The organism is Isoptericola sp. NPDC019482, assembly GCF_040632295.1.
Taxonomy (GTDB): Bacteria; Actinomycetota; Actinomycetes; order Actinomycetales; family Cellulomonadaceae; genus Isoptericola.
On record NZ_JBEYBQ010000025.1, the window covers coordinates 1 to 24,591 of the forward strand.

Sequence of the window (24,591 nt, forward strand, 5' to 3'; positions counted from 1 at the left end):
TTTTTTGCGTTCCGTCTTCGGTCGACTCCCCCCCATACTATTCCCCCCCCACACCCCCCACACAACATCCGGGCCGGGTCAGATCCAGGACTCCAGCCGCATGACGTTCTGCCAGTAGGAGTACGGCACCTGCATGCCCGTCCACAGCGGGTAGAAGATCGCCGATACGACGAGGATCACGGCGAGGACGGCGACGATCACCGCGACGGCGAGGGCACGCTCGCGGCGCCGCCCCTCCGTGCGCTCGAGGGCCACCATCATGGGATACACGAGCGTCAGCACCACGAACGGGGTGAAGACGATCGAGTAGAACGTGAAGATCGTCCGCTCGTGGAACCAGGGCAGCAGCGTGAACGGCGCCGCGAACGGCAGCCACGGCAGCCAGCCGGCGACGGTGCCGCTGAGGACGGCGAGGGCGCGCCAGTCGCGCAGCCGGACGCCCAGCCAGATCGTCACGACGATGGCGATCGCGCCGAGCAGCCACAGCAGCGGGTTGCCGAGGGACGTGACCGCGCGGGCGCACGCCTCCGCGGCGTCGGACGGGCAGGTGCCCTGGCCGGGGCTCTCCTTCTCCCAGAAGAACGACGTCGGCCGCCACTGCACGATCCAGCCCAGCGGGTTCGACGCGTACGGGTGCTCGGAGGCGAGGCCGGTGTGGAAGTCCCACATCTGCTGGTGGTAGTGGAGCAGGCTGCGCAGCGGCTCGGGCAGCCAGGTGACGCCCTCGCCGGGATGCTCCGCCGCCCACTGCCGCAGGTAGGCGCCCTGGTTGACGAACCACGACCACCACGACGCCACGTAGACGACGAACGCGGTGGGCACGATGGTGAGGAACGCGGGAACGGCGTCGACGACGAGGGAGTCCTCCCACCAGCGGCCGACGCCGGCGGCGCGGCGGGCCGCCAGGTCCCACAGCACGGTGAGGATGCCGAAGACGGCGACGAACCACAGCCCCGACCACTTGGTGCCGCAGGCCAGGCCGAGGCTGACGCCCGCGGCGAGGCGCCACCAGCGGAAGCCGAGCCGGGGCCCGTAGCGGGCCACCGTGCCGCCGGCGTCGAGGATCTCCGAGACCCGGCCCGCGAGCCGCCGTCGTGCCTGCTCGCGGTCCATGACCAGGCAACCGAACGCGACCAGCACCCAGAACATGAGGAACTGGTCCAGCAGGGCGGTGCGCGAGTGCACGATGGCCTCGCCGTCGACGGCGAGCAGCAGGCCCGCGACGATCCCCATCGTGGACGACGCGAACAGCCGCCGCGCGATCCGCACCAGCAGGAGCACGGCGAGGATCCCGATCACCGCGCTGGACAACCGCCACGCGAACGAGCTGGTCGCGCCGCCGCCCGCCTCCATGCCGAGCCAGATCATCCACTTGCCGATCGGCGGGTGGACCACGTACGCGGCCTTGTCGAGGTAGGTGAGGACGTCGCCGGCCTCGAACGCCGGGTTCGGCTCGTCGGGCCACTGCGCCTCGAAGCCGAGGCGTCCGAGCGTGAACGCGTCCTTGACGTAGTAGGTCTCGTCGAACACCAGCGTGTGCGGCTGGCCGAGCTGCCACAACCGGGTGGCCGCCGCCAGCAGCGTGACGACGATCGTGCCGAACCAGCCCCAGAACCGGTCGCGCCGGCGCAGGTCGAGGCGCATGCGCCGCGCGCCGAGCAGCCGGTCCAGGAGCCTTGCCTGCGTGGTGCGCCCGTCGCCGTCGGACGGCGTGGGCGACGGTGCCGGGGTGCCGGGGAACGGCGGCGGCGACCCCTCGCCCCCGTCCGTCGAGGCACCGGTCGAGGAGCCGGTCGAGGCGTCGCCCGCGCGATGGCGGGCCTGGCCGGGCGGCGTGCCCGCGGGCGCGGGATCGCCGGTGAGGGTGGCGTCGGCGTCGGGGGCGGTCACCGGGTCATCGTAGGGGCCGTGGGACGCTGGTCACCATGACCCCCGAGCCCTCCGCCGCGCCGTCCGACGCCCCCCGTCCCGCCCCGCACGCCGAGGCCGGCGCGGTCGTGCTCGCGGCGACGCCCATCGGGAACGCGGAGGACGCGTCGCCGCGGCTGCGCCGGCTGCTCGCGGAGGCCGACGTCGTCGCCGCCGAGGACACGCGCCGCCTGCACGCCCTCGCCCAGCGGCTGGGCGTCACCGTGGCCGGGCGCGTGACGTCGTACCACGAGCACAACGAGGAGGCGCGCGCCGACGAGCTGCTCGACGTCGTCGCGGACGGCGGCACCGTGCTCGTCGTGTCCGACGCCGGCATGCCCGCCGTGTCCGACCCGGGCTACCGCGTCGTGGCCCGCGCCGTGGAGCGGGAGCTGCGCGTGACGGCCGCCCCCGGGCCGTCGGCCGTGCTCACCGCGCTCGCCCTGTCGGGGCTGCCCACCGACCGGTTCACCTTCGAGGGGTTCGTGCCGCGCAAGGCGGGGGAGCGCTCGCGCTGGCTCGGCGCTCTCGCCGGGGAGGCGCGCACGATGGTCTTCTTCGAGGCGCCGCACCGGATCACCGACACCCTGCACGCCATGGCGGACGCGTTCGGCGCCGACCGGCCCGCCGCCGTCTGCCGCGAGCTGACCAAGACGTACGAGGAGGTGCTCCGCGGCCCCCTCGCCGACGTCGTCGCCGAGGCCGACGCCCGCGCCGCGGACGGCGACGGGCTGCGCGGCGAGATCTGCGTCGTCGTCGGCGGCGCGCCCGCGGGCGCGGCACCTAGCGTCGAGGACCTCGTGCCCGAGGTCCTGGCCCGCGTCGGCGCGGGGGAGCGGCTCAAGGCCGCGGTCGCCGACGTCGCCACCGCCGCCGGCGTGCCCAAGCGCGACCTCTACGCCGCGGCCCTCGCCGCCAAGTAGCCGCCGACCGTGCATCTGTGCACGTTCTGACCCGTCACAACGTGCACAGGTGCATGGTCGGCGCTCAGGCGACGGTCGAGACGGCGAGCTCCACGCCGGCGGCGGCGAGCTCGGCGCGGGCCTGCTCGCCCTGCTCGGGGCTCACCGGGATGGTGAGGTCGGTGAGCACGCGGGTCTGCAGACCCAGCCCGACGGCGTCCAGCGCGGTGCGCTTCACGCAGTGCGACTCGACCAGCCCGACGACGTCGACCGCCTCGACGCGGGCGTCGCGCAGAGCCTGCTCCAGCGTGCGCCCGTCGGCGTCGGTGCCCTCGAAGCCGGAGTAGCCGTGGGCGTACTGGCCCTTCCGCACGGACACGTCGGGGCCCAGGTCGGCGAGCGCCGGGTGCAGCTCGGCGTTCGGGGTGCCGGCGATGCCGTGCGGCGGCCAGGAGTCGACGAAGTCGGGGTGGTCGCTGAAGTGGTCGCCGGGGTCGATGTGCCAGTCCTGCGTCGTCACGACGATCTCGTACCGGTCGCGGTGCGCAGCCGCGTAGACCGCGACGTCCTCCGCGACGCGGTTGCCACCCTCGACGGCGAGCTCGCCGCCCTCGCAGAACGTGGGCTGGACGTCGACGACGATCAGGGCGCGCACGGACGGCGTGGCGCTCGCGGCATCACTCATGGTGCCAGCCTGCCACGACGGACCGTGGCTCAGGGGCCGTCGCCGCCCCCGCCGCCCCCGCCGCCGTCACCGAACATGCCGCCACCGCCGCTGTCGCCGAACATGTAGCCACCGCCGTCGGCGTAGCCCATGCCGAAGGCGTCCGCGGAACGGCGGTTGCGCATGTCCTCGCGGTCGGGCTCGAGCCGCGGGTCCGCGGCCCAGGAGGGCGGACGGCGTTCGGCCGCGGTGAGCGGCGGCGGCTTCTCCCGACGGTGGAAGGTGGACCGCAGTCTCGCGCTGATCTTCATGACGACTCCTTCGTCGGAACCGCGGCGAGAAAACTCTGCGTCAAGGGTAGGTCGGGCGCGGGCGGCTGTCGATGACGGTCACCCGGGGCATCGGGGTGGTGCGCGGTGTCAGCAGTAGCCGCCACCGGCGGAGTCGGGGCAGTAGAGCGGCTGGACGGCCATGGTGCCGGCAGCGGGTCGGCCGCGTTCCACCGGCACGGACAGCGGCGGCAGGTCCCGTGGCCGGGCGAGCGGCGCCTCGTCGTCCTGTCGGAACAGGCGCCGCAGGCGTTCGGTGATCGACATCGCAGTCCCCCTTGACCAGTTCTTGGGGGAGAGCATGCCAGCCTGGCAGCGCGGTGTCGACGGCGGCGGCGCCGCACAGCAGGATGGGGGCATGTCCCGCCGTGCGTTGGCCGCCGCCCCTGCCGTGGGCCTCCTGCTGGTGCTCGGGGCCTGCGCCGGCCCCGAGGGAGACCCCGCGCCCGAGGTCCCCGGCACGTCCGCGTCGCCCGGCACGACCGGCAGCCCCGCGATCCCGACCCCGGCGGACCCGGTCGCCGCGCCCGAGGTCTCGGTCGAGACGGTGGTCGACGGACTCGACGTGCCGTGGGGGCTCGCCCCGCTGCCGGGCGGCACGCTGCTGATCAGCCTGCGCGACGAGGCGCGGCTGGTGGTCGTGGACCCCGACGCCGGCACGACGACGGACGTCACGGGCCCCGGCGCGGACGCGCTCGCCGCGCAGACCACGCCCGACGGCGAGGGCGGGCTGCTCGGCGTCGCGCGGGACCCGGGCTCGGGCGACGTGTTCGCCTACCGCACCGGCGCCGACGACAACGCCGTGCTGCGCGGCACGCTGGACGGGGCGGTGCTCGGCGAGCTCACGACCGTCCTCGACGGCATCCCGCGCGCCGGCCACCACGACGGCGGCGGCCTGGCCTTCGGCCCCGACGGGTTCCTCTACGTCGGCACCGGCGACGCCGGCGACGGCGCGGCGTCGCAGGACCCGGCGTCGCTGGGCGGCAAGATCCTGCGCGTCACGACCGACGGTGACCCGGCGCCCGGCAACCCGGACGCCGGATCGCCGGTCTGGACCTTCGGCCACCGCAACGTGCAGGGCCTGGGCTGGGACGCGTCGGGTCGGATGTTCGCGAGCGAGTTCGGCCAGAACACGTGGGACGAGCTCAACGTCATCGAGCCGGGCGGCGACTACGGCTGGCCCGAGGTCGAGGGACCGGGTCTCGAGGGGCAGCCGCAGGCGGGCGACGGCACGGTCGCCCCGGTGGCGTGGTGGCCCACGTCCGACGCGTCGCCGTCGGGCCTGGCGGTGACCGACGACGCCGTGTACCTCGCCGGCCTGCGCGGGGAGCGGCTGTGGCGGGTGCCGTTCGGCGGCACCTCGTCCGGCGCGGTGGAGGACGACGAGGGCGACGGGTCCGGTCCGACGTCGAGCAAGGACGCCGTGGACGCGGACGGGAGCGTCCGGCCGCTGGGGGAGCCGCAAGCGCTCCTCGCGGGCGAGCTGGGCCGGCTGCGCAACGTCGCGCCCGTCGAGCCGGGCGGCGGTGACGCGGGCGGCCTGTGGGTGCTGACCAACAACACGGACGGGCGCGGCTCCCCGCGCGACGGCGACGACCGGCTGGTGCGCGTCACGTTCGGGTGACCGGCGGACCGGGCCGGGTGGCGGACGGCTCGGACGTCGCGCAGGCCGGGCCCTAGAATCGCCGGCATGACCCACATCCTCTCGGCCGTGGCGTGGCCCTACGCCAACGGCCCGCGGCACATCGGCCACGTCGCCGGCTTCGGCGTTCCCTCCGACGTCTTCAGCCGGCACATGCGGATGGCGGGTCACGACGTGCTGATGGTCTCCGGCACCGACGAGCACGGGACGCCGATCCTCGTGCAGGCGGAGCAGGAGGGCGTGACGCCGCAGCAGCTCGCGGACCGCTACAACCGCGTCATCGTCGAGGACCTCACGTCGCTCGGTCTGTCCTACGACCTGTTCACCCGCACGACGACGCGCAACCACTACGCCGTCGTGCAGGAGATGTTCCGCACGGTGCACAAGAACGGCTACATGGTCGAGAAGACCACGATGGGCGCGATCTCCCCGTCCACGGGGCGCACGCTGCCCGACCGGTTCATCGAGGGCACCTGCCCCATCTGCGGGTACGACGGCGCGCGCGGCGACCAGTGCGACAACTGCGGCAACCAGCTCGACCCGATCGACCTGATCAACCCGCGCAGCCGCATCAACGGCGAGACGCCCAAGTTCGTCGAGTCGAACCACTTCTTCCTCGACCTGCCGGCGCTCGCCGACGCGCTGGGCGACTGGCTGCGCACCCGCACCGGGTGGCGCCCCAACGTGCTGAACTTCAGCCTCAACCTGCTCGACGACATCCGGCCGCGCGCCATGACGCGCGACATCGACTGGGGCATCCCGGTGCCGCTGGAGGGCTGGGAGGAGAACCCGACCAAGCGCCTCTACGTGTGGTTCGACGCCGTCATCGGGTACCTCTCGGCGTCGATCGAGTGGGCCCGCCGCACGGGCGACCCGGAGGCGTGGCGCGCGTTCTGGAACGAGGAGACGGCCCGCTCCTTCTACTTCATGGGCAAGGACAACATCACGTTCCACTCCCAGATCTGGCCGGCCGAGCTGCTGGCCTACGACGGGAAGGGTTCGCGCGGCGGCGCGCCGGGTCCGTACGGGACGCTGCAGCTGCCCACCGAGGTGGTCAGCTCGGAGTTCCTCAACGTCGAGGGGCAGAAGTTCTCCAGCTCGCGCGGCGTCGTCATCTACGTGCGCGACATGCTGGCGCGCTACCAGCCGGACGCGTTCCGCTACTACGTGGCGGCGGCCGGCCCGGAGAGCCAGGACGTCGACTTCACGTGGGACAGCTTCCTGCGCCGCACCAACGACGAGCTCGTCGCGGGCTGGGGCAACCTCGTGAACCGCACCGCGAGCATGGTGCACAAGAACTTCGGGCAGATCCCCACGCCGGGCGAGCTGGCCGACGTCGACCGCGGCGTCCTCGAGGCGACGGGCAAGGCGTTCGCCACGGTGGGCGGGCTCATCGAGTCCAACCGGCAGCGGGCGGCCGTCGCGGAGGCCATGCGAGTCGTCGGCGACGTCAACCGGTACGTGTCGGAGACCGAGCCCTGGAAGCTCAAGACGGACCCGGACCGCCTCGCGACCGTGCTGCACACGGTCACGCAGGCCGTGAGCGACTGCAACACGCTTCTCAGCCCGTTCCTGCCGCACTCGGCGCAGCAGGTGCACGAGACCATGGGCGGCACGGGCACCTTCGCGCCCCAGCCGCGCATCGACGAGGTCACCGACCTCGACGACGACTCGCGGCAGTACCCGGTCATCACGGGCGACTACGACTTCCCGTCGTGGGAGTCGCGCCCGGTCACGCCCGGCACCGAGATCGCCAAGCCGAGCCCCGTGTTCACCAAGCTCGACGACTCGATCGTCGACGAGGAGCTCGAGCGGCTGCGCGAGAAGGCCTGAGGGTGGCGCGCAAGCGCGAGCGCGGGTTCCCGGCGGAACCCGCGCCCCTGCCCGTCCCGGTCGCCGACAACCACACGCACCTCGACGCGATCGTGGGCGTGCTGCCGGAGGACGTACCGACTCCCACCAGCGCGGAGCACCTCGTGCGCGCCGCGGCGGCGGGCGTGGACCGGGTCGTGCAGGTGGGCTGCGACCTGCCCGGCATCGACTGGACGGTCGACCTGCTGGGCGCGGGGCACCCGGGCGTGCTCGCCGCCGTCGCGATCCACCCGAACGAGGCCGTGCTGCACGCCGGCGTCCGCGAGGTGGGCCCGGACGGCCTGGAGCCGGACCCGGCGCCGCACCACGCCGTCGGGCTCGACGACGCGCTGGCCCGCGTCGCGGAGGTCGCCCGGGCGCACGACCGCGTGCGGGCGATCGGCGAGACGGGCATGGACCTGTTCCGCACCGGGCCGCAGGGTGAGGCGGTGCAGCGGGACGCGTTCCGCGCGCACGTCGCGCTGGCCAAGGAGCTCGGCCTGGCGCTGCAGATCCACGACCGGGACGCGCACGCGCAGGTGATCGACGTCCTGCTCGCCGACGGCGCCCCCGAGCGCACCGTCTTCCACTGCTACTCGGGCGACGAGGAGATGGCCGCCCTGGCGGCCGAGCACGGCTGGTTCCTCTCGTTCGCCGGCCCGGTGACCTACCCGAAGAACGACCATCTGCGCGGCGCGCTGCGCGCCGTCCCGCTCGAGCTGGTGCTGGTCGAGACCGACGCGCCGTACCTGCCGCCGCACCCGTATCGCGGCCAGCCGAACGCCCCGTACGTCGCGGCGCACACGGTGCGCGCGATGGCGGACGTCCTCGAGCGCCCGCTGGACGACGTGTGCCGGGCGCTCTCGGCGACGTCCGAGCGCGTCTACGGCGCGTGGTGACGGGTCGGTGAGCGGTCGAGGGCTTCCCCCCTGGTCACGGTTCCGTTACGGTCTGGTGCTCGTGCGGAGGTCGAGGGCGAAGCGGGCATCGGGTGGGGCGACGGTTCCGTCGTCGACTCCCGCGGACGCCCGGTCGACCGCGCCGCGGCGCGGGCCGCTGGCCGGGCCCGCGCGGCACGTCGTGCACGGCGCGGTGGTGCTCGCGCTGGTGGGCGGTACGGCCGCCGTCACGCAGGTGCACAAGACGGTGACGATCGACTACGACGGGCACGTCGCGACCGTCGACTCGTACGGCGCGTCGGTGGCCGACGTGCTGCGCTACCACCACATCCCGCTCGGCCCGGACGATCTCGTGCAGCCGGCGGCGTCGGCCGCGGCCGCGGACGGCGGCCAGGTCGTGGTCCGCTCGAGCCGCGACGTGACGGTCGAGATCGACGGCGAGGTCACGACGTTCCCGACGACGGCGCACACGGTGGGCGAGCTGCTGGCGGCGCTCGGGCCGCGCGGGGCGGACGCCGTCACGTCGGCGTCGCGCACGGCGCCGCTGGACCGCGCGCCGGTGCGCGTCTCGACCACGAAGACCGTGCAGGTGGCCGTCGACGGCCTCGTGCTGCCGATCCGCACCGCGCAGTCGACCGTGCGCGACGTGCTGGCCACGGCGGGCATCACGCTCGGCGAGCACGACCGCACGTCGGTCCCCCTCGGCGCGGCCGCCGTGGACGGGATGGTCGTGATGGTGAGCCGCGGCGAGACCGACGCGGACCGCAAGACCGAGGTGATCCCGTTCGAGACCGAGAAGGTCGAGTCCGACGAGCTCCCCAAGGGCTACGAGGTGGTGCGCACGGCCGGCGTGCCGGGGGAGCGCGTCACGACCTACGAGGTGCGCACCCTGGACGGCGCCGAGGTGGAGCGCACGGTGGTCGACCGCGAGGTCACGCGGGAGCCGGTCACCGAGGTCGTCGTGGTGGGCACCCTCGAGGTCTCGACGGCGAACCCCGACCCGGGCTCCGCGAAGGCTATCGGCAAGGCGATGGCCGCCGAGCGCGGCTGGGGCGCCGACCAGTACGCCTGCCTCGAGAAGCTGTGGGACAAGGAGTCGGGCTGGCGCTGGAACGCCGAGAACCCGTCGAGCGGGGCGTACGGCATCCCGCAGGCCCTGCCCGGCACCAAGATGGCGACCGCCGGCTCGGACTGGCGCACCAACCCCTCGACGCAGATCGAGTGGGGCCTGGGCTACATCTCCGGGCGCTACGGCACCCCGTGCGGGGCGTGGAGCCACTCCATGTCGGTGGGCTGGTACTGACCGCCGCGAGGTGTGAGTCAGGCCACTCCATCCGTCCAGACTTATCGGACGGCAGGGGACAGACGCGGGCATCCTTACCATAACCAGGCTTGGCCGATGATCACGATCCGGTTACGGTCTTCGGAGCCACCGGATCGACCTCGGACCCGACACCCAGCCGGGACCCGCCGTCGTGACCGGACCTCACGACGACTGGACCTGTGTGAACCCCTCGAACGAGACTCCCCAGCCCTCGGCCGAGTCGATGCCCGACGGGCCCGACGCAGCCGCCGCCACGACGACGACCGCCACGCGCCGTCGCCGTCGGCTCCCGCTCATCGCGGGTCTCGCCGCCGGCGCGCTCGTCGTCGCGGGTGGCGCGGCCACCGCCTACGAGAGCGCGCGCAAGAGCGTGACGCTCGACATCGACGGCGAGACGCGCACCGTTCAGACCTTCTCCGGCTCCGTCGCCGGCCTGCTGGACGCCCAGGGCGTCGAGGTGGGCGAGCGTGACGCCGTCACCCCCTCCGCGGACGCCGCCCTGCGCGACGGCTCGCAGGTCGTGGTCCGCTCCGGGCACGAGCTCACGGTGGACGTGGACGGCGAGCAGGACGACGTGTGGGTCACCGCGCTGGACGCCGAGGAGGCCCTGCGCGGCCTCGACGCGCGCGGCTCCGACGTCTCCCTCGTCGCCTCCCGGTCCGGCGACCGCGCCTCGCTGCCGCTCCAGCTCGACGCCGACCAGCCGGTCGCTGTCGTCGCGGACGGCACCACGTCGGTCGTCGACGACGGCTCCGTCGGCCTCGAGGCGATCCTCCAGGGCCTGGGCCTCACGGTGGACGCGGACGACCACGTCTTCGTCGAGCGCCAGGCCCCGAAGACGGACGGCGACCCCGCGGTGCGCATCGTCATCGAGCGCGTCGAGACCAAGAAGGTCAGCAAGAAGGTCGCGGTGGACCACAAGTCGCGCACCGAGCAGGACGCCGACCGGTACGCCGACCTGGGCAGCAAGGTCACCCAGGAGGGCAAGGACGGCGAGCGCACGCTCACCTACCGCGTGACCACGGTCGACGGCGACGTCGTCGCCAAGAAGAAGCTCTCGGACAAGGTGACGACCAAGCCGGTCACGGAGGTCGTCGTCGAGGGCACCAAGGAGCGCCCGGAGCCCGAGCCCGAGCCGGAGCCGAAGGAGACCTCGTCGTCGTCCGGTTCCAGCGGCTCGTCGTCGAGCTCCTCGTCCGGCTCGACGTCGAAGGCCACCGGCTCGGCGCCCGCCGGCGTGTGGGCCGACCTCGCCCAGTGCGAGTCGGGCGGCAACCCGGCGACGAACACCGGGAACGGCTACTACGGCCTGTACCAGTTCTCGCTGCAGACGTGGCAGGCGATGGGCGGCTCCGGCCTCCCGTCGGAGAACTCGGCCGCCGAGCAGACGCGCATCGCGCAGAAGCTGCAGGCGCAGTCCGGCTGGGGCCAGTGGCCCGGGTGCGCGGCCAAGCTCGGCCTGCTCTGACCTGACACGGAGGCCCGCCGGGCCGGTCCCGCCGCTCGACGGTGGCGGGGCCGGACCGGCGGGCCTTCGTGCGCCCGCGCGGGGTGTGGACGCCGCGTGCACGTTCCGTGGGACTCGTCACGTGAGGCCCTCAGGATTAGGTGCCAAATAACGAATCGGTTACGGTCGGGTGTCCCGCGTGCGAGGCGTACCCATCAGGTGTATGCGACGCGGGCCCTGGACCGCCGGATCGGCGGGTCGGAACTCGGCGCCCTCGGGCGCGGAGGCCGGGAGCGAGGCGCGACGCGCCGCCCCGGCGCGCGACGGGCCGCCAGGCCCGCCCCCGGCCCCCGTGCCCGGACAGCACGACGACTGGACTCTCGTGACCCGCTCCCCGCAGACCTCTCCCGTGCCCGCCGTGCCGGGTGCCGACAGCACCGCCACCGCCACGCCGCGCGCCCGCCGCCGCTGGCCGTTCGTGGCCGCCGCGACCGCAGCCGCGGTCGCCGTCGCCGGCGGGGCCGTCGCCTACGCCGACGCCCGCAAGACCGTCACGCTCGACGTGGACGGCGACGTGAAGACCGTGACCTCCTACTCCGGCTCCGTCGACGACCTGCTCACCGCCCAGGGCGTCGTCGTCGGCGACCGCGACCTCGTGACCCCGGCGGCCGACGCCACGCTCGAGGACGGCTCCGACATCGTCGTGCGCTCCGGCAAGGAGCTCACCCTGCAGGTCGACGGCAAGGACACCGACGCCTGGGTCACCGCGCTCGACGCCGACGAGGCGCTCGACACCCTCACCGCCCGCGGCGGCGACGTCCGCATCGTCGCCTCCCGCGACGGCGAGCGCGCCTCGCTGCCCGTGGACATCGACACCGACGGCCCCGTGGCCGTGATCCACGACGGCACGACCGACGTCGTCGAGGACGCGGCCGACGTCGAGGCCGTGCTGGCCGGGGCGGACGTGGAGCTCGGGAAGAAGGACCGGGTGCACGTCACCGCCGCCGCCAACGGCGCGGTGAAGAAGCGCGTCGCCGCCGCCGTCGCCGACCAGGAGAAGCAGGCCGAGAAGCAGGCTGAGAAGGACGGCGCGCAGACCGAGCAGGTCGCCGCCGAGCCCGCCGCGGCCGAGACGTCCGCGGCCGAGCCTGCCACGCCGCAGGTGGCCGTCGTCGTGCAGCGCGTCGAGACCAAGAAGGTCACCACGACCAAGGCCGTCGACCACAAGACCACGACCAAGAAGTCCGCCGACCGGTACTCCGACCTCGACGCGAAGGTCGCGAAGAAGGGCAAGGACGGCGAGCGCACGATCGTCCAGGAGGTCACGACGATCGACGGCAAGGTCGTGAAGAAGACCAAGGTCTCGGACGAGGTCACCACCAAGCCGGTGACCCGCGTGCTGGTGAAGGGCACCAAGGAGCGCCCGGAGCCCGAGCCGAAGACGCCGACCTACTCCGGTTCCACCCGGTCGATCGGCAAGCAGATGGCGGCCGCGCGCGGCTGGTCCGGCTCGCAGTGGACGTGCCTGGAGTCGCTGTGGACCAAGGAGTCGGGCTGGAACGCGTCGGCGGCGAACCCGTCGTCGGGCGCGTACGGCATCCCGCAGTCGCTGCCCGGCTCGAAGATGGCGTCCGCCGGCTCCGACTGGCAGACCAACCCCGCCACGCAGATCGAGTGGGGCCTCGGCTACATCGCCGACGTGTACGGCACGCCGTGCGGCGCGTGGGGCCACTCGCAGTCGGTGGGCTGGTACTGAGCCGCATAAACTCCCCCACATGACGAACACCCCTGGCGCCCTGCTCGGCCCTGCGGAGATCCGCGAGCTGGCAGGGCGCCTCGGCGTCCGCCCCACCAAGACGCTCGGGCAGAACTTCGTGCACGACGGCGGCACGGTGCGCAAGATCGTCCGCGCCGCCGGGCTGCGGCCGGGGGAGCGGGTCGTCGAGATCGGCCCCGGGCTGGGGTCGCTGACCCTCGGCCTGCTGGAGGCCGGGGCGTCGGTCGTCGCGGTCGAGATCGACCCGGTGCTGGCGGGCCAGATCGCCGAGACGGTGCGGGCGCACGCGCCCGAGGCCGACTTCGAGGTGGTGCCCGCCGACGCCCTCGAGGTCACGGAGCTGCCGGGCGAGCCGCCGACCGCGCTCGTCGCGAACCTGCCCTACAACGTGGCCGTCCCGGTGCTGCTCACCTTCCTGCAGCGCTTCCCCACGCTGGAGCGCGTGCTCGTCATGGTGCAGGCCGAGGTGGCCGACCGGCTGGCGGCCGGGCCCGGGTCGCGCACCTACGGCGTGCCGTCCGTCAAGGCCGCCTGGTACGCCGAGGCGCGCCGCTCGCTGAACGTCAGCCGGCACGTGTTCTGGCCGGAGCCCAACGTGGACTCGGCGCTCGTGTGGCTGGAGAAGCGCGAGCCGCCCGTCACGACCGCGACGCGCGAGCAGGTGTTCGCCGTCGTCGACGCGGCCTTCGCCCAGCGCCGCAAGACGCTGCGCGCCGCGCTGTCCGGCACGTTCGGCTCCGGCGCGGCCGCCGAGGAAGCCCTGCGGGCCGCCGGCGTCGACCCCGGGCTGCGTGGCGAGCGGCTCGACGTCACCGACTTCGCGCGGATCGCCGAGCAGCTTCCGGTCGCGGCGGGCACGGTGGACGCGTGACGCACCTCGCCGCCGCCCCCTCGCCGTCGGTCCGGGTCCGCGCGCCCGGCAAGGTCAACCTGTCGTTGCGCGTCGGGGCCCTGCAGGACGACGGCCACCACCCGCTGTCGACGATCTTCCAGGCCGTGGCGCTCTACGAGGAGGTGACCGCGACGCAGGTGCCGGAGGGCGCCGGCGTGACGATCACCGTGGACGGGCCGCAGGCCGACCTCGTCCCCCTCGACCGCACGAACCTCGCCTGGCGCGCGGCCGAGGCGCTCGCGACCCAGGTCGGCGTGGCGCCGGACGTCGCGCTGCACCTGGCCAAGGGCGTGCCCGTGGCCGGCGGCATGGCGGGCGGCTCGGCGGACGCCGCCGCCGCCCTGGTCGCCTGCGACGCGCTGTGGCAGACCGGCCTGAGCCGCGACGACCTCGCGACGCTCGCGGCGGACCTCGGCTCCGACGTCCCCTTCGCCCTGCTGGGCCACACGGCCGTCGGGACGGGCCGCGGCCACCTGCTGACCCCCGCGATGACGCGCGGCGAGTTCCACTGGGTGTTCGCGGCGCAGGCCGAGGGGCTGTCGACGCCGGTCGTGTTCGACCGCTTCGACGAGCTCACCGGCCCCGCGGGGGCCGTCGAGGAGCCTGGCCTCGAGGAGGACACCGCGCTCATGCAGGCGCTGCGTGCCGGGGACCCCACCGCCCTCGGCCAGGCCCTGCACAACGACCTCCAGGCCGCGGCGCTCTCGCTGCGCCCTGAGCTGGAGCGCACGATCGGCGTCGCGACCGAGGCCGGCGCGCTGGGTGCGTTCGTGTCGGGCTCGGGGCCGACGGTCGCCGCGCTCGCCCGGTCGCGCCAGCACGCGCTGGCCATCGCCGCGTCCTGGACCGCCGAGGGCGTCGCCGACTCCGTGTGGTGCACCTCCGGCCCCGCGCAGGGCGCCCGCCTGCTGCCCTAGTGCCTCGGCATCAGAGGTGCTTGGCCAGCCAGGCCAGCGTCGGCGCGAAGCGGTAGCCCTGGCCGCCCTCGTGGCGGTTGTAGGCGTAGACGTCGATCGCCGTGTCCGGCGTCGTCTCGCCCAGCGCGCCCCACTGGTTGTACGCCGCGTACACGGTGGACGGCGGGCAGACGTCGTCGCGCAGGGCGGTCGAGAACAGCGCGGCCGCGCGGGCGCGACGGGCGAAGGAGACGCCGTCGAGGTAGGAGAACGTGCGCCAGACGGCGTCCTCGTGCTCGCGGTGCACGGACAGGTACTGCGTGATCTCGCCGTAGGGGAACGCGTCGGAGATCTGCACGGCGCGGCGGTAGTGGCACAGGAACGGCACGTTCGGCACCGCGGCGGCGACGTCGGGCACCAGGCCGGCGACGGCGATCGCGATGCCGCCGCCCTGGCTCGTGCCGGCGACGGCGACGCGCGCGGGGTCGATCCCCTCGACCTGGCGCACGGCGTCCACGGCCCGCACGCCGTCGGTGAAGACGCGGCGGTAGTAGTGCTCACGCGGGTCGAGCACGCCGCGCGTCATGAAGCCGGGGGAGGCGGGGCCGCTGCCCACCGGGTCCGGGGTGTCGCCGCCGTGCCCCCAGCCGGAGCCCTGGCCGCGGGTGTCCATGACGAGGTGGGCGTAGCCCGCGGCGGCGAGGCCGAGGTGGTCGTGCGCCAGCCCGCGGCCGCCGCCGTAGCCGACGAACTCGACGACCGCCGGCAGCGGGCCATCGGCCGCGGCGTCGTGGCGTGCGGGCCGCGTCAGCCACGCCTTGACCGGCTGCCCGTCGAAGCCGGGGAAGGTCACGTCGTCCACGACGAGCTCCGTGAGGCCGGTGTCCGCCCGCTCCAGCGTGGGGGCGTCGTCGTGCGCGCGGGACTCGACGAGGGTCTCCTCCCAGAACGCGTCGAAGTCGCCGGGCTCGTCGATCTCGGGCACGTACGTCTCGAGCTCGGGCACGGGCAGGTCGAACTGGGCCATCGGGTTCCTCCGGGGACTTCCTGCGAGACCATCGCAGCGGTGCGGTGTCGGGCTGCACTGTAGCGGGCCGGCAGGTGGCCGTGGAGAACGTTTCCCCGCGCCGGACGTCTACGCTGCGAGCAGTCGGACGGGCGAGGTGAGGACACGGTGCGACGCGGGACCAACTTGCCGCGGGTGGGCGACTTCAACCAGATGGTCGTGCTCGACCAGGTGCGGCGCGCGCCCGACGGCACGAGTCGCAGCGAGCTCGCGGCGAGCACCGGGCTGTCCCTCCAGGCGGTGTCGAACATCGTGGCGCGGCTCATCGCGCTGGGCTACGTCGTCGAGGGGGAGCGCCGGGCCGAGGGCCGCGGCAAGCCCCGGACGATGCTCTACCTCGAGCCGCAGGGCGCCTACGCGCTGGGCGTGCACATCGACCCGGTGGTGGTGACGTCGGTGCTCGTGGACCTCGACGGCCGCACGGTGGAGAAGGTCGTCGAGCCGACGCCCGCCGGGCCCGGCGCGGTGGCCGAGGCCGTCGCCGCGGCAGCTGCCGCGATGCTCGAGCGGGCCGGCGTCGACCGCTCCGCCGTCCTCGGGCTGGGGGTGGCGGTGCCGGGACCGGTGGACCTCGCCGCCGGCACGGTGATCAGCCCGCCGCTCCTGGACGGCTGGGAGGAGGTCCCGGTGCGCGACCTGCTGGCCGCCGCGACGGGCTTCGACGTCGTGCTGGACAAGGACGTGTCGGCGGCGATGGTGGCGGAGCTGTGGCGCGGTAACCGGATGCTGCGCGGCACGTCGCTCTTCTTCTACACGGGCTTCGGCGTCGCCGTGGCGGTGGCGCACGACGGCGAGCTGCTCGCGGGGTCGTCGCGCAACGCCGGCGAGGTCGGGCACCTGATGGTCGACGACGCCGGCCCGCTGTGCGGCTGCGGCCAGCGGGGGTGCATCGGCATCTCCGCCGCGCCCGCGACGCTGGTGGCCGAGGCTGTCGCGGGCGGCGTGCTCCCCGGGGATACCCCCGCGACGACGCCTGCGCAGCTCGACGCGGCCCTCACGACGCTGTGTCGGGCGGCCGCGGACGGCGACGCGGTCTCCACAGCGATCCTCGCGACGTCCGCGCGGCGGGTCGCGCGCGGGATCACCGTGGTGGCCGACCTCGTGGACGCGGGGGTCGTGGTCTTCGGTGGCCCGGCCTGGGCGCGGCTGGCACCCCACTACCTGCCGGTCGTGCGACGTGAGCTCACGGCCCAGGCGACGCTGCGCGAGGTGCACGCGGTCGAGGTGCTCGGCTCCGCCGTGGGCGACCACGTCGGCGCAGTCGGGGCCGCGAGCCTCGTGCTCGACGGCCTCTTCACGCCGCGCCCCTCCGGCCTCGTGAACGCTTGACAGCAATAACTCAATTCGCTTGAGTTATTCACGTCAGCCGGCCCGGCGTCGTCGGGCCACTCATGTGGGCAAAGGAGCACCATGCGACTGGCACGACCCCTCGCCGCAGGCACCGCGGTCACGGCGCTCGTCCTCACCCTCGGAGCCTGCGGCTCGGGGAACGGCGAGGGCGCCGACGGAGACGCGACGATCAAGATCGCGTACCAGAAGTTCGGGAACTTCACGCAGGCCGACGAGCTGTTCAAGGACGTCAAGGCCGAGTACGAGAAGGAGAACCCGGACGTCACCATCGAGCTCGTGCCGATCGAGGCCAGCCAGAACGACTACTTCACCAAGCTCGCGCTCATGAACCGGGCGCCCGCGACGGCGCCCGACCTCATGTACGAGGACACGTTCATGATCAAGTCGGACGTCGAGGCGGGGTACCTGCTGCCGATGGACGACTACCTCGCCGAGTGGGAGGACTGGGGTCAGTTCGTCGACCAGGCCAAGCAGGCCGGGCTGGGCGACGACGGCAAGACCTACGGCGTCCCGATGGGCACGGACACCCGCGGGCTGTGGTTCAACAAGGAGGTGCTCGCCAAGGCGGGGCTGCCCGAGGACTGGGCCCCGACGACCTGGGACGAGCTGCTCGAGGCCGCCCGGGCGATCAAGAAGGCGGACCCCGACGTCATCCCGCTCAACGTCTACTCGGGCAAGCCGATGGGCGAGGGCGCCACGATGCAGGGCTTCGAGATGCTGCTGTACGGCACGGGCGGCACGCTCTACGACACCGACTCCTCGAAGTGGATCGTCGGGTCGCAGGAGTTCGTCGACTCGCTCGACTTCATCCGGACCATCTACACCGAGGGCCTCGCCCCGACGCCGCAGCAGGCGCTCGACCCGAACGTCGGCAACACGGTCTCGGCCGAGTGGCTGCCAAAGGGCAAGCTCGGCATCTCGCTGGACGGCTCGTGGATGCCCGGCACCTGGCTCGAGGAGGGCACCGCGCCCTGGCCGGAGTGGACCGACGTCATGGGCACCGCCGCGATGCCCACCCAGGACGGCCAGGCGCCCGGCGCGGTGAGCATGTCGGGCGGCTGGACGATGGCGATCGGCTCCGGGTCGAAGAACCCCGACGTCGCGTTCGACGTGCTGACCCACGCGCTCGACAAGGAGCACTCGCTGCGGTTCGCGATCGACAACAGCCAGATCGCGGTGCGCACCGACGTCGCCGAGGAGCCGTCGTACTCCGAGGCGAACCCGACGGTGCCGTTCTTCTCCGACCTCGTCGAGGTGACGAACTTCCGCCCCGCCACCTCCGACTACGCGCAGATCTCCAACGCGATCCAGGTCGCCATGGAGTCGGTGATGACCGGGCAGCAGACGCCCGAGGAGGCCGCCGCCGTGTACGACGAGGCCGTGATCGCCCAGGTCGGCGAAGAGAACACGACGAACGGCTGACGACGTGACCACCACCCTCGCCCCCGCCCCCGTCGGCGGGCCGGGGGCGGGGCCGTCGCCGGTGCGGCGCGCGCACGCGCGCCGTACCGCCGGCCGCCTCGTCCCGATGCTGCCCGCCGTCGCCCTGCTCGCGCTGTTCATGCTCGGCCCGGTCGTGTGGTCGTTCTACGGCTCGTTCACCAACGCGGCCCTCACCGGCCCGAACGCGGCGAACCCCGAGTGGGTCGGCCTGGACAACTACGGCGCGCTGCTCGGCGACCCCGACTTCCCGAAGGCCCTGTGGCTCACGGTGCTGTTCGTCATCGCGTCCGCCGTGATCGGGCAGAACGTCGCCGGCCTCGGGCTGGCGATGCTCATGCGCTCCGCGCTGAGGCCCGTGCGCGCCGTCGTCTCGACGCTCGTCGTCACGGCCTGGGTGCTGCCCGAGATCGTGGCCGCCTTCGCCGCCTACGCGTTCTTCCACGCCGACGGCACGCTCAACTCGCTGCTCGCGGGCGTGGGGATCACCGGCCCGGACTGGCTCTTCCAGTACCCGATGCTCGCCGTCATCCTCGCCAACGTCTGGCGCGGCACGGCGTTCTCGATGATGGTCTACTCCGCCGCCATCGCGGAGGTGCCGCCCGAGATCACGGAGGCCGCGACGGTCGACGGGGCCAACGGGGTGCAGCGCCTGGTGTGGGTCACGCTCCCGACCATCCGCCGCAGCATCTCGACCAACCTCATGCTCACCACGCTGCAGACGCTGTCCGTCTTCACGCTCATCTACGTGATGACCGGCGGCGGCCCCGGCACCGACAGCTCCACGCTGCCGATCCTCGCCTACCAGGAGGCGTTCAAGTTCGCCCAGGTCGGCTACGGCACGGCGATCGCCACCGTGATGCTCGTGATCGGCGCCGTGTTCTCCGTCGTGTACATCCGCAGCCTCAAGCCGGAGGTCGACTGATGGCCCAGACCGCCGCCCCGGCGTCCGTCCCCTCGCCCGTGCCCGACGTCGCCGGCGCGCCCCCCGCGCGACGGCGGTCGACGCCGTCGGTCGCCGCCCCCGGGCCGCGCACGGCGCGCATCCTGTCGAACGTCGTGCTCGTCGTCGTCGGGCTGTGCTTCCTGCTGCCCCTCGGCTGGATCGTGCTGGCGTCGCTGGACCCGAGCGCCACCCTCGCCGTCGGGCTGCCGGAGGCGTTCACGCTCGAGAACTTCACGGCCGTCATGACGCCCGAGCAGACGTGGGTGCCGCTGGCGAACGCCTTCCTGCTGTCCGCGGGCACCGGCCTCATCACCGTGGTCGCGTCGGTGCTCGCGGCATACCCGCTGTCGCGCTACCGGATGCGCTTCAACAAGCCGTTCCTGTACGCCGTGCTGTTCGGCACCTGCCTGCCGATCACGGCCATGATGGTGCCGGTCTACTCGCTGTTCGTGCGGCTCAACCTGCTCGACTCCCTGGCCGGCACCACGTTCTTCATGGCCGCGACGTCGCTGCCCATGGCGATCTGGATGACCAAGAACTTCATGGACTCCGTGCCGATCTCCCTCGAGGAGGCGGCCTGGACCGACGGCGCGTCGGCCATGACCACGCTGCGCACCATCGTGCTGCCGCTCATGCGGCCCGGCATCGCCGTCGTCTTCATCTTCGTGTTCATCCAGGCGTGGGGGAACTTCTTCGTCCCCTTCGTGCTGCTGCTGACGCCGGAGAAGCAGCCGGCGGCCGTGAGCATCTTCGCGTTCTTCGGCCAGTACGGCTCGGTCGCCTACGGCCAGCTCGCGGCCTACTCGATGCTCTACGCCCTGCCGGCCGTCGGCCTGTACGTGCTCGTCTCACGGCTGTCCGGCGGCTCGTTCGCGCTCGCCGGCGCCGTCAAGGGCTGACCGCGCCCGTCCCACCGCCCGCCCCGTCACCAGGAGCCTGATCCATGCACGACACCACCGCCCGCACCACCGCGCGCCTCGAGCGGTTCACCCGCGACTGGCTGGAGCCCGCCGTCCTGCGCGAGACCCGGCCGCTCGACGTCGAGGCGTGGACCGTCGGCGGGGAGCCGGTGCCCTTCGCCGAGGCGGCACGCGCCGCGTACGCCCCGTTCGCGATCGGCTCTCCCTGGGGGCGGCCGTGGGACACGACGTGGTTCCACGTGACGGGCGACGTCCCGGCCGGCTGGTCGGGCGCCGCGGCGCCCGCGGGCACGCGCGTGGAGCTCGTCGTCGACCTCGGGTTCACCGGCGCCGGCCCGGGCTTCCAGGCCGAGGGGACGGCGTGGACCCCCGACGGCCGCATCGTCAAGGCCGTCGAGCCGCGCAACCAGCACGTGCCGCTGGTCGCGGGCCAGGCGCTCGGCTCCGACGGCCGCGTCGACGTCTACGTCGAGGCCGCCGCCAACCCCGACGTGCCGGGCGGCGCGTGGACACGGCCCACGCCGATGGGCGCCTGGGAGACCTCCGGGCCGGACCCGATCTACGCGCTGCGCACCATGCACGTGGCCCTCGTGGACGAGACCGTGTGGGAGCTGCTCCAGGACGTGCGCGCCCTGCACGGCCTGGTGCGCGTGCTGCCCGCCACGAGCCCGCGCGCGGCCGAGGTGCTGCGCGCGCTGGAGGACATGCTCGACGCCGTCGACCCGGACGACGTGGCCGGCACCGCGGCCGCGGGTCGAGCGGCGCTCGCGCCGGCCCTGGCCGCCCCGGCCACGGCGTCGGCGCACCGGGTGCACGCCGTCGGGCACGCGCACATCGACTCCGCGTGGCTGTGGCCCACGCGCGAGACCGTGCGCAAGTGCGCGCGCACGTTCTCCAACGTGCTCGCCCTCATGGACGAGGACCCTGACGTGACGTTCGCCTGCTCGTCCGCGCAGCAGTACTCGTGGGTGCAGGAGCACTACCCGGAGCTGTTCGAGCGGATCCGTGAGCGCGTGCGCGAGGGCCGGTTCGTGCCGGTGGGCGGCATGTGGGTCGAGTCGGACACGAACATGCCCGGCGGCGAGGCGCTGGCCCGCCAGCTCGTGGCCGGCAAGCGGTACTTCATCGAGGAGCTGGGCGTGGAGCCGAAGGAGGTGTGGCTGCCCGACTCCTTCGGGTACTCCGCCGCGCTGCCGCAGCTCGCCCGCCTGGCCGGCAGCGACAACTTCCTCACGCAGAAGATCTCGTGGAACGACACCAACACCATGCCGCACCACACGTTCTGGTGGGAGGGCATCGACGGGTCGCGGGTGTTCACGCACTTCCCGCCCGTGGACACGTACAACTCGGAGCTGACCGCCGAGGAGCTCGCGCGGGCCGAGCGGCAGTACGCCGAGAAGGGCCGCGCCAACACGTCGCTGGTCCCGTTCGGCTTCGGCGACGGCGGCGGCGGCCCCACCCGCGAGATGGTGGCCGCGGCCCGGCGCACGCGCGACCTCGAGGGGTCGCCGAAGGTGGAGCTGTCCGACTCGCAGTCCTTCTTCGACGCCGCCCGGGCCGAGTACGCGGACCCGGCCACGTGGACGGGGGAGATGTACCTCGAGTACCACCGCGGCACCTACACGTCGCAGGCCCGCACCAAGCGCGGCAACCGCCGCAGCGAGCACCTGCTGCGCGAGGCCGAGCTGTGGGCGGCGACGGCGGCCGTGCGCGTCGGCGCGGACTACCCGGCCGAGCGGCTGCAGCGGCTGTGGCGCACCGTGCTGCTGCAGCAGTTCCACGACATCCTGCCGGGGTCGTCCATCGCCTGGGTGCACCGCGAGGCCGAGCGCAACTACGCCGAGGTGGCCCGCGAGCTCGAGGAGATCGTCGACGACGCGCTGCGGGCGCTGGTCGGGGAGGGCGAGCGGCCGGTCGCCGTGAACGCCGGGCCGTTCGCGCGCGACGGCGTCGCGGCGCTCGGCGCCACGGCCCTCGACGCGGCGCGCGGCGCGGGCACCGTGACGCCCGTGGCCGAGGGCGACGGCTGGGTGCTGGAGAACGACCTCGTGCGCGTCGTCGTCGACGGCAACGGGCACGTCGTGTCCGCCGTCGACCGCGCGAGCGGGCGCGAGGCCGTGCTGCCCGGCGCGAGGGCGAACCTGCTCCAGCTGCACCGCGACGTGCCCAACGAGTGGGAGGCGTGGGACATCGACGAGCACTACCGCCGCAGCACGACCGACCTCGTCGACGCGGCGAAGATCGAGGTCGCCGACGGCGCCTCCGGGCCGGTGGTGCGCGTGCTGCGCGAGCTCGGGTCGTCGCGCGTCGAGCAGGACCTCGCGCTCCCCGTCGCCGGGCGCGGCCTGCGCATCACGACCCGCGTCGACTGGCACGAGCGGCAGAAGCTGCTCAAGCTCGCGTTCCCGCTCGACGTGCGCGCCGAGCGCGCGACGTCGGAGATCCAGTTCGGGCACGTGCACCGGCCCACGCACGTCAACACGTCGTGGGACCACGCGCGGTTCGAGACCGTCGCCCATCGGTGGGTGCACGTGGGGGAGCCGGGCTTCGGCGTGGCCGTCGCGAACGACTCGACGTACGGGCACGACATCACGCGGACCCGCCCGGACGGTGCTGGCGACGCCGAGGGCGGCACCGGCACCACCGTGCGACTGTCGCTGCTGCGCGCGCCGAAGTTCCCCGACCCGGACGCGGACCAGGGCGAGCACGAGCTGACCTGCGAGCTCGTCGTCGGCGCCGGCATCGACGACGCCGTCCGCCACGGCTACGCGCTCAACCTGCCCGAGCGCGTCGTCGCGGGGGACCACGGCGTCGAGCCGCTGCTCGCCGTCGACGACGACGCGGTCGTCGTCGAGGCCGTCAAGCTCGCCGAGGACGGCAGCGGTGACGTCGTCGTACGGCTCTACGAGAGCCGCGGCGGCCGCGCCCGGGCCCGTGTCACGCCGGCGTTCGAGCACACCGGCGTGGTCGTGACGGACCTGCTGGAGCGGCCGCTGGACGCCGCGCACCGCGACGGCGACGACGTGCTCCTCGAGCTGACGCCGTTCCAGGTGGTCACCCTGCGCATCCGTCGCTGAAGGTCGCTGGACCGAGCACCACCCGAGCACTACCGAGCGAAGGAGAGAACGATGAGGTTCACCAGAGCAGTCGGGGCGAGATCGGTCGGGACGGTCGCCGCGCTGGCGTGCGTCCTGGTGGCGGCGGTGCCCGCGTCCGCGTCGGAGGACGGGAACGGCACGTCGCCGCGCACGCAGCAGGCCCGAGCCGTGGCCAGCTACGAGGCGATGCAGGAGCACCTGTACGTGCACGACGGGTCGGGGCTCTACCGGGAGCGCTACCCGTCCGGCGCCGAGGACCGCCCGTACTCGTACGAGTGGCCGTTCTCCCAGGCGCACGTCGCGACGCTCGACCTCACGGGGATGCCCGGGCAGGCGGGCCGGTCGTTCGCCGACGACCTCGCGGACCTGTCGGTGGGCCAGGAGCGGTTCTGGAACGCGGACGGCGGCACGACCGGGCTGCCGGCGTACGACTCCTACGCCCGCGCCCCGTACGGCGACGGCGGCGACATCTTCTACGACGACAACGAGTGGGTCGCGCTGGCCAAGGTGCAGCAGCACCTGGCCACGGGCGACCGGGCGGCGCTCGAGCGGGCCGAGGAGATCTTCGAGCTGGTCGTCTCCGGCTGGGACACCGACCCGGACCACCCGGCGCCGGGCGGCGTCTTCTGGACGCAGGCGCCGTGGAGCACCGACCGCAACACCGTGTCCACCATGCCGGGCGCGCAGCTCGCCACCCGCCTCTACATGCTTACCGGCGAGGAGCGTTATCTCGACTGGGCCGAGCGGATGGTCGGCTGGACGGACGAGCACCTGCTCGCGCCGAACGGCCTGTACTGGGACAACGTCAAGCTCGACGGGTCGATCGACCGGACGCAGTGGTCGTACAACCAGGGCGTCCCGGTGGGCACGTACACGCTGCTGTACGAGGCGACGGGCGAGGAGCGCTACCTGGAGAAGGCAGAGGCGATCGCGGCGGCCTCGTACCGGTTCTACGTGACCGAGGGTCGTCTGGCCGGACAGCCGATGTTCTTCAACTCCATCTGGTTCAAGAACCTGCTGCTCCTGGAGTCGGTGACGGGCGGGCACACCTACCGCGACGCGATGGCGGGCTACGCGGACACGCAGTGGCGCGAGGCGCGGGACTCCGGGACCGGGCTGTTCGATGCCGGTGACGAGCACACCGAGCTGCTCGAGCAGGCGGCCATGGTGCAGATCTACGCCACCCTCGCGTGGCCGCGCGGCAAGGCGTCGATCCTGTACTGAGCAACCCGCCCCTTCG

General features: G+C 73.5%; 20 protein-coding genes. 15 read left to right on the forward strand and 5 right to left on the reverse strand.

Annotated features, from left to right (window positions below):
• Window positions 1-78: 78 nt before the first annotated feature.
• Window positions 79-1,890, reverse strand: coding sequence for a phospholipid carrier-dependent glycosyltransferase (locus ABZ493_RS15350; protein ID WP_430583011.1), 1,812 nt, complete (start codon window positions 1,888-1,890; stop codon window positions 79-81).
• Window positions 1,891-1,925: 35 nt separating this feature from the next.
• Here ABZ493_RS15350 and rsmI point away from each other — a divergent pair, with 35 nt between their 5' ends.
• Complete coding sequence (gene rsmI / locus ABZ493_RS15355) at window positions 1,926-2,831, forward strand: 16S rRNA (cytidine(1402)-2'-O)-methyltransferase (protein ID WP_430583012.1); 906 nt, start codon at window positions 1,926-1,928, stop codon at window positions 2,829-2,831.
• Between the two features lie 64 nt (window positions 2,832-2,895).
• Here rsmI and ABZ493_RS15360 read toward each other — a convergent pair whose 3' ends face one another.
• From ABZ493_RS15360 to ABZ493_RS15370, 3 genes are all read right to left on the reverse strand, one after another.
• Window positions 2,896-3,495, reverse strand: coding sequence for an isochorismatase family protein (locus ABZ493_RS15360; RefSeq protein ID WP_430583013.1), 600 nt, complete (start codon window positions 3,493-3,495; stop codon window positions 2,896-2,898).
• A gap of 29 nt (window positions 3,496-3,524) precedes the next feature.
• Window positions 3,525-3,785: a hypothetical protein gene (locus ABZ493_RS15365; RefSeq protein ID WP_430583014.1), complete on the reverse strand. Its 261-nt coding sequence runs from the start codon at window positions 3,783-3,785 to the stop codon at window positions 3,525-3,527.
• Window positions 3,786-3,893: 108 nt separating this feature from the next.
• Window positions 3,894-4,070, reverse strand: a complete 177-nt coding sequence (locus ABZ493_RS15370) for a hypothetical protein (RefSeq protein ID WP_430583015.1) — start codon at window positions 4,068-4,070, stop codon at window positions 3,894-3,896.
• 91 nt (window positions 4,071-4,161) lie between these two features.
• Here ABZ493_RS15370 and ABZ493_RS15375 point away from each other — a divergent pair, with 91 nt between their 5' ends.
• From ABZ493_RS15375 to ABZ493_RS15410, 8 genes are all read left to right on the forward strand, one after another.
• On the forward strand, window positions 4,162-5,427 hold the full coding sequence (locus ABZ493_RS15375; RefSeq protein WP_430583016.1) for a PQQ-dependent sugar dehydrogenase: 1,266 nt from the start codon (window positions 4,162-4,164) through the stop codon (window positions 5,425-5,427).
• Between the two features lie 66 nt (window positions 5,428-5,493).
• Window positions 5,494-7,278, forward strand: a complete 1,785-nt coding sequence (gene metG, locus ABZ493_RS15380; RefSeq protein ID WP_430583017.1) for a methionine--tRNA ligase — start codon at window positions 5,494-5,496, stop codon at window positions 7,276-7,278.
• Window positions 7,279-7,280: 2 nt separating this feature from the next.
• Complete coding sequence (locus tag ABZ493_RS15385; RefSeq protein ID WP_430583018.1) at window positions 7,281-8,195, forward strand: TatD family hydrolase; 915 nt, start codon at window positions 7,281-7,283, stop codon at window positions 8,193-8,195.
• Between the two features lie 61 nt (window positions 8,196-8,256).
• Entirely contained in the window at window positions 8,257-9,498 is a 1,242-nt protein-coding gene (locus tag ABZ493_RS15390) for a ubiquitin-like domain-containing protein (RefSeq protein ID WP_430583019.1), read from the forward strand.
• A 172-nt stretch (window positions 9,499-9,670) separates the two neighbouring features.
• Entirely contained in the window at window positions 9,671-10,987 is a 1,317-nt protein-coding gene (locus tag ABZ493_RS15395; RefSeq protein WP_430583020.1) for a transglycosylase family protein, read from the forward strand.
• 361 nt (window positions 10,988-11,348) lie between these two features.
• Window positions 11,349-12,722 (forward strand): G5 domain-containing protein, encoded by a 1,374-nt coding sequence (locus tag ABZ493_RS15400; protein ID WP_430583021.1) that lies wholly within the window; start codon window positions 11,349-11,351, stop codon window positions 12,720-12,722.
• A 19-nt stretch (window positions 12,723-12,741) separates the two neighbouring features.
• Complete coding sequence (rsmA, locus tag ABZ493_RS15405) at window positions 12,742-13,614, forward strand: 16S rRNA (adenine(1518)-N(6)/adenine(1519)-N(6))-dimethyltransferase RsmA (RefSeq protein WP_430583022.1); 873 nt, start codon at window positions 12,742-12,744, stop codon at window positions 13,612-13,614.
• Window positions 13,611-14,552 carry a 4-(cytidine 5'-diphospho)-2-C-methyl-D-erythritol kinase gene (locus ABZ493_RS15410; RefSeq protein WP_430583023.1) on the forward strand — a complete coding sequence of 314 codons (942 nt, stop codon included), beginning with the start codon at window positions 13,611-13,613 and terminating at the stop codon, window positions 14,550-14,552. The genes rsmA and ABZ493_RS15410 overlap by 4 nt, the downstream gene beginning before the upstream one ends.
• A gap of 10 nt (window positions 14,553-14,562) precedes the next feature.
• Here ABZ493_RS15410 and ABZ493_RS15415 read toward each other — a convergent pair whose 3' ends face one another.
• Window positions 14,563-15,558 (reverse strand): acetylxylan esterase, encoded by a 996-nt coding sequence (locus tag ABZ493_RS15415; protein WP_430583024.1) that lies wholly within the window; start codon window positions 15,556-15,558, stop codon window positions 14,563-14,565.
• A gap of 147 nt (window positions 15,559-15,705) precedes the next feature.
• Here ABZ493_RS15415 and ABZ493_RS15420 point away from each other — a divergent pair, with 147 nt between their 5' ends.
• The 6 genes from ABZ493_RS15420 to ABZ493_RS15445 all read left to right on the forward strand — a co-directional run bounded on the left by ABZ493_RS15420 (window position 15,706) and on the right by ABZ493_RS15445 (window position 24,575).
• The gene (locus ABZ493_RS15420; protein ID WP_430583025.1) at window positions 15,706-16,926 is read left to right on the forward strand and encodes an ROK family transcriptional regulator; all 1,221 of its coding nucleotides are present in this window, start codon (window positions 15,706-15,708) and stop codon (window positions 16,924-16,926) included.
• A gap of 81 nt (window positions 16,927-17,007) precedes the next feature.
• The gene (locus ABZ493_RS15425) at window positions 17,008-18,369 is read left to right on the forward strand and encodes an ABC transporter substrate-binding protein (protein WP_430583026.1); all 1,362 of its coding nucleotides are present in this window, start codon (window positions 17,008-17,010) and stop codon (window positions 18,367-18,369) included.
• 106 nt (window positions 18,370-18,475) lie between these two features.
• The gene (locus tag ABZ493_RS15430) at window positions 18,476-19,312 is read left to right on the forward strand and encodes a sugar ABC transporter permease (protein ID WP_430583061.1); all 837 of its coding nucleotides are present in this window, start codon (window positions 18,476-18,478) and stop codon (window positions 19,310-19,312) included.
• Window positions 19,312-20,232, forward strand: a complete 921-nt coding sequence (locus tag ABZ493_RS15435; protein WP_430583027.1) for a carbohydrate ABC transporter permease — start codon at window positions 19,312-19,314, stop codon at window positions 20,230-20,232. Before ABZ493_RS15430 ends, ABZ493_RS15435 begins: the two co-directional genes overlap by 1 nt.
• A 44-nt stretch (window positions 20,233-20,276) precedes the next feature.
• Window positions 20,277-23,330, forward strand: coding sequence for a glycoside hydrolase family 38 C-terminal domain-containing protein (locus ABZ493_RS15440; protein ID WP_430583028.1), 3,054 nt, complete (start codon window positions 20,277-20,279; stop codon window positions 23,328-23,330).
• A gap of 51 nt (window positions 23,331-23,381) precedes the next feature.
• Window positions 23,382-24,575: a glycoside hydrolase family 76 protein gene (locus ABZ493_RS15445; protein ID WP_430583029.1), complete on the forward strand. Its 1,194-nt coding sequence runs from the start codon at window positions 23,382-23,384 to the stop codon at window positions 24,573-24,575.
• Window positions 24,576-24,591: the final 16 nt, after the last annotated feature.

What these genes read in the sequence shown, in the direction of transcription:
- rsmI (WP_430583012.1), top strand. Translation starts at nt 1,926, where the DNA reads ATGACCCCCGAGCCCTCCGCCGCGCCGTCCGACGCCCCCCGTCCCGCC.
- ABZ493_RS15360 (WP_430583013.1), bottom strand. Translation starts at nt 3,495, where the DNA reads ATGAGTGATGCCGCGAGCGCCACGCCGTCCGTGCGCGCCCTGATCGTC.
- ABZ493_RS15365 (WP_430583014.1), bottom strand. Translation starts at nt 3,785, where the DNA reads ATGAAGATCAGCGCGAGACTGCGGTCCACCTTCCACCGTCGGGAGAAG.
- ABZ493_RS15370 (WP_430583015.1), bottom strand. Translation starts at nt 4,070, where the DNA reads ATGTCGATCACCGAACGCCTGCGGCGCCTGTTCCGACAGGACGACGAG.
- ABZ493_RS15375 (WP_430583016.1), top strand. Translation starts at nt 4,162, where the DNA reads ATGTCCCGCCGTGCGTTGGCCGCCGCCCCTGCCGTGGGCCTCCTGCTG.
- metG (WP_430583017.1), top strand. Translation starts at nt 5,494, where the DNA reads ATGACCCACATCCTCTCGGCCGTGGCGTGGCCCTACGCCAACGGCCCG.
- rsmA (WP_430583022.1), top strand. Translation starts at nt 12,742, where the DNA reads ATGACGAACACCCCTGGCGCCCTGCTCGGCCCTGCGGAGATCCGCGAG.
- ABZ493_RS15415 (WP_430583024.1), bottom strand. Translation starts at nt 15,558, where the DNA reads ATGGCCCAGTTCGACCTGCCCGTGCCCGAGCTCGAGACGTACGTGCCC.
- ABZ493_RS15425 (WP_430583026.1), top strand. Translation starts at nt 17,008, where the DNA reads ATGCGACTGGCACGACCCCTCGCCGCAGGCACCGCGGTCACGGCGCTC.
- ABZ493_RS15430 (WP_430583061.1), top strand. Translation starts at nt 18,476, where the DNA reads ATGCTGCCCGCCGTCGCCCTGCTCGCGCTGTTCATGCTCGGCCCGGTC.
- ABZ493_RS15435 (WP_430583027.1), top strand. Translation starts at nt 19,312, where the DNA reads ATGGCCCAGACCGCCGCCCCGGCGTCCGTCCCCTCGCCCGTGCCCGAC.
- ABZ493_RS15440 (WP_430583028.1), top strand. Translation starts at nt 20,277, where the DNA reads ATGCACGACACCACCGCCCGCACCACCGCGCGCCTCGAGCGGTTCACC.
- ABZ493_RS15445 (WP_430583029.1), top strand. Translation starts at nt 23,382, where the DNA reads ATGAGGTTCACCAGAGCAGTCGGGGCGAGATCGGTCGGGACGGTCGCC.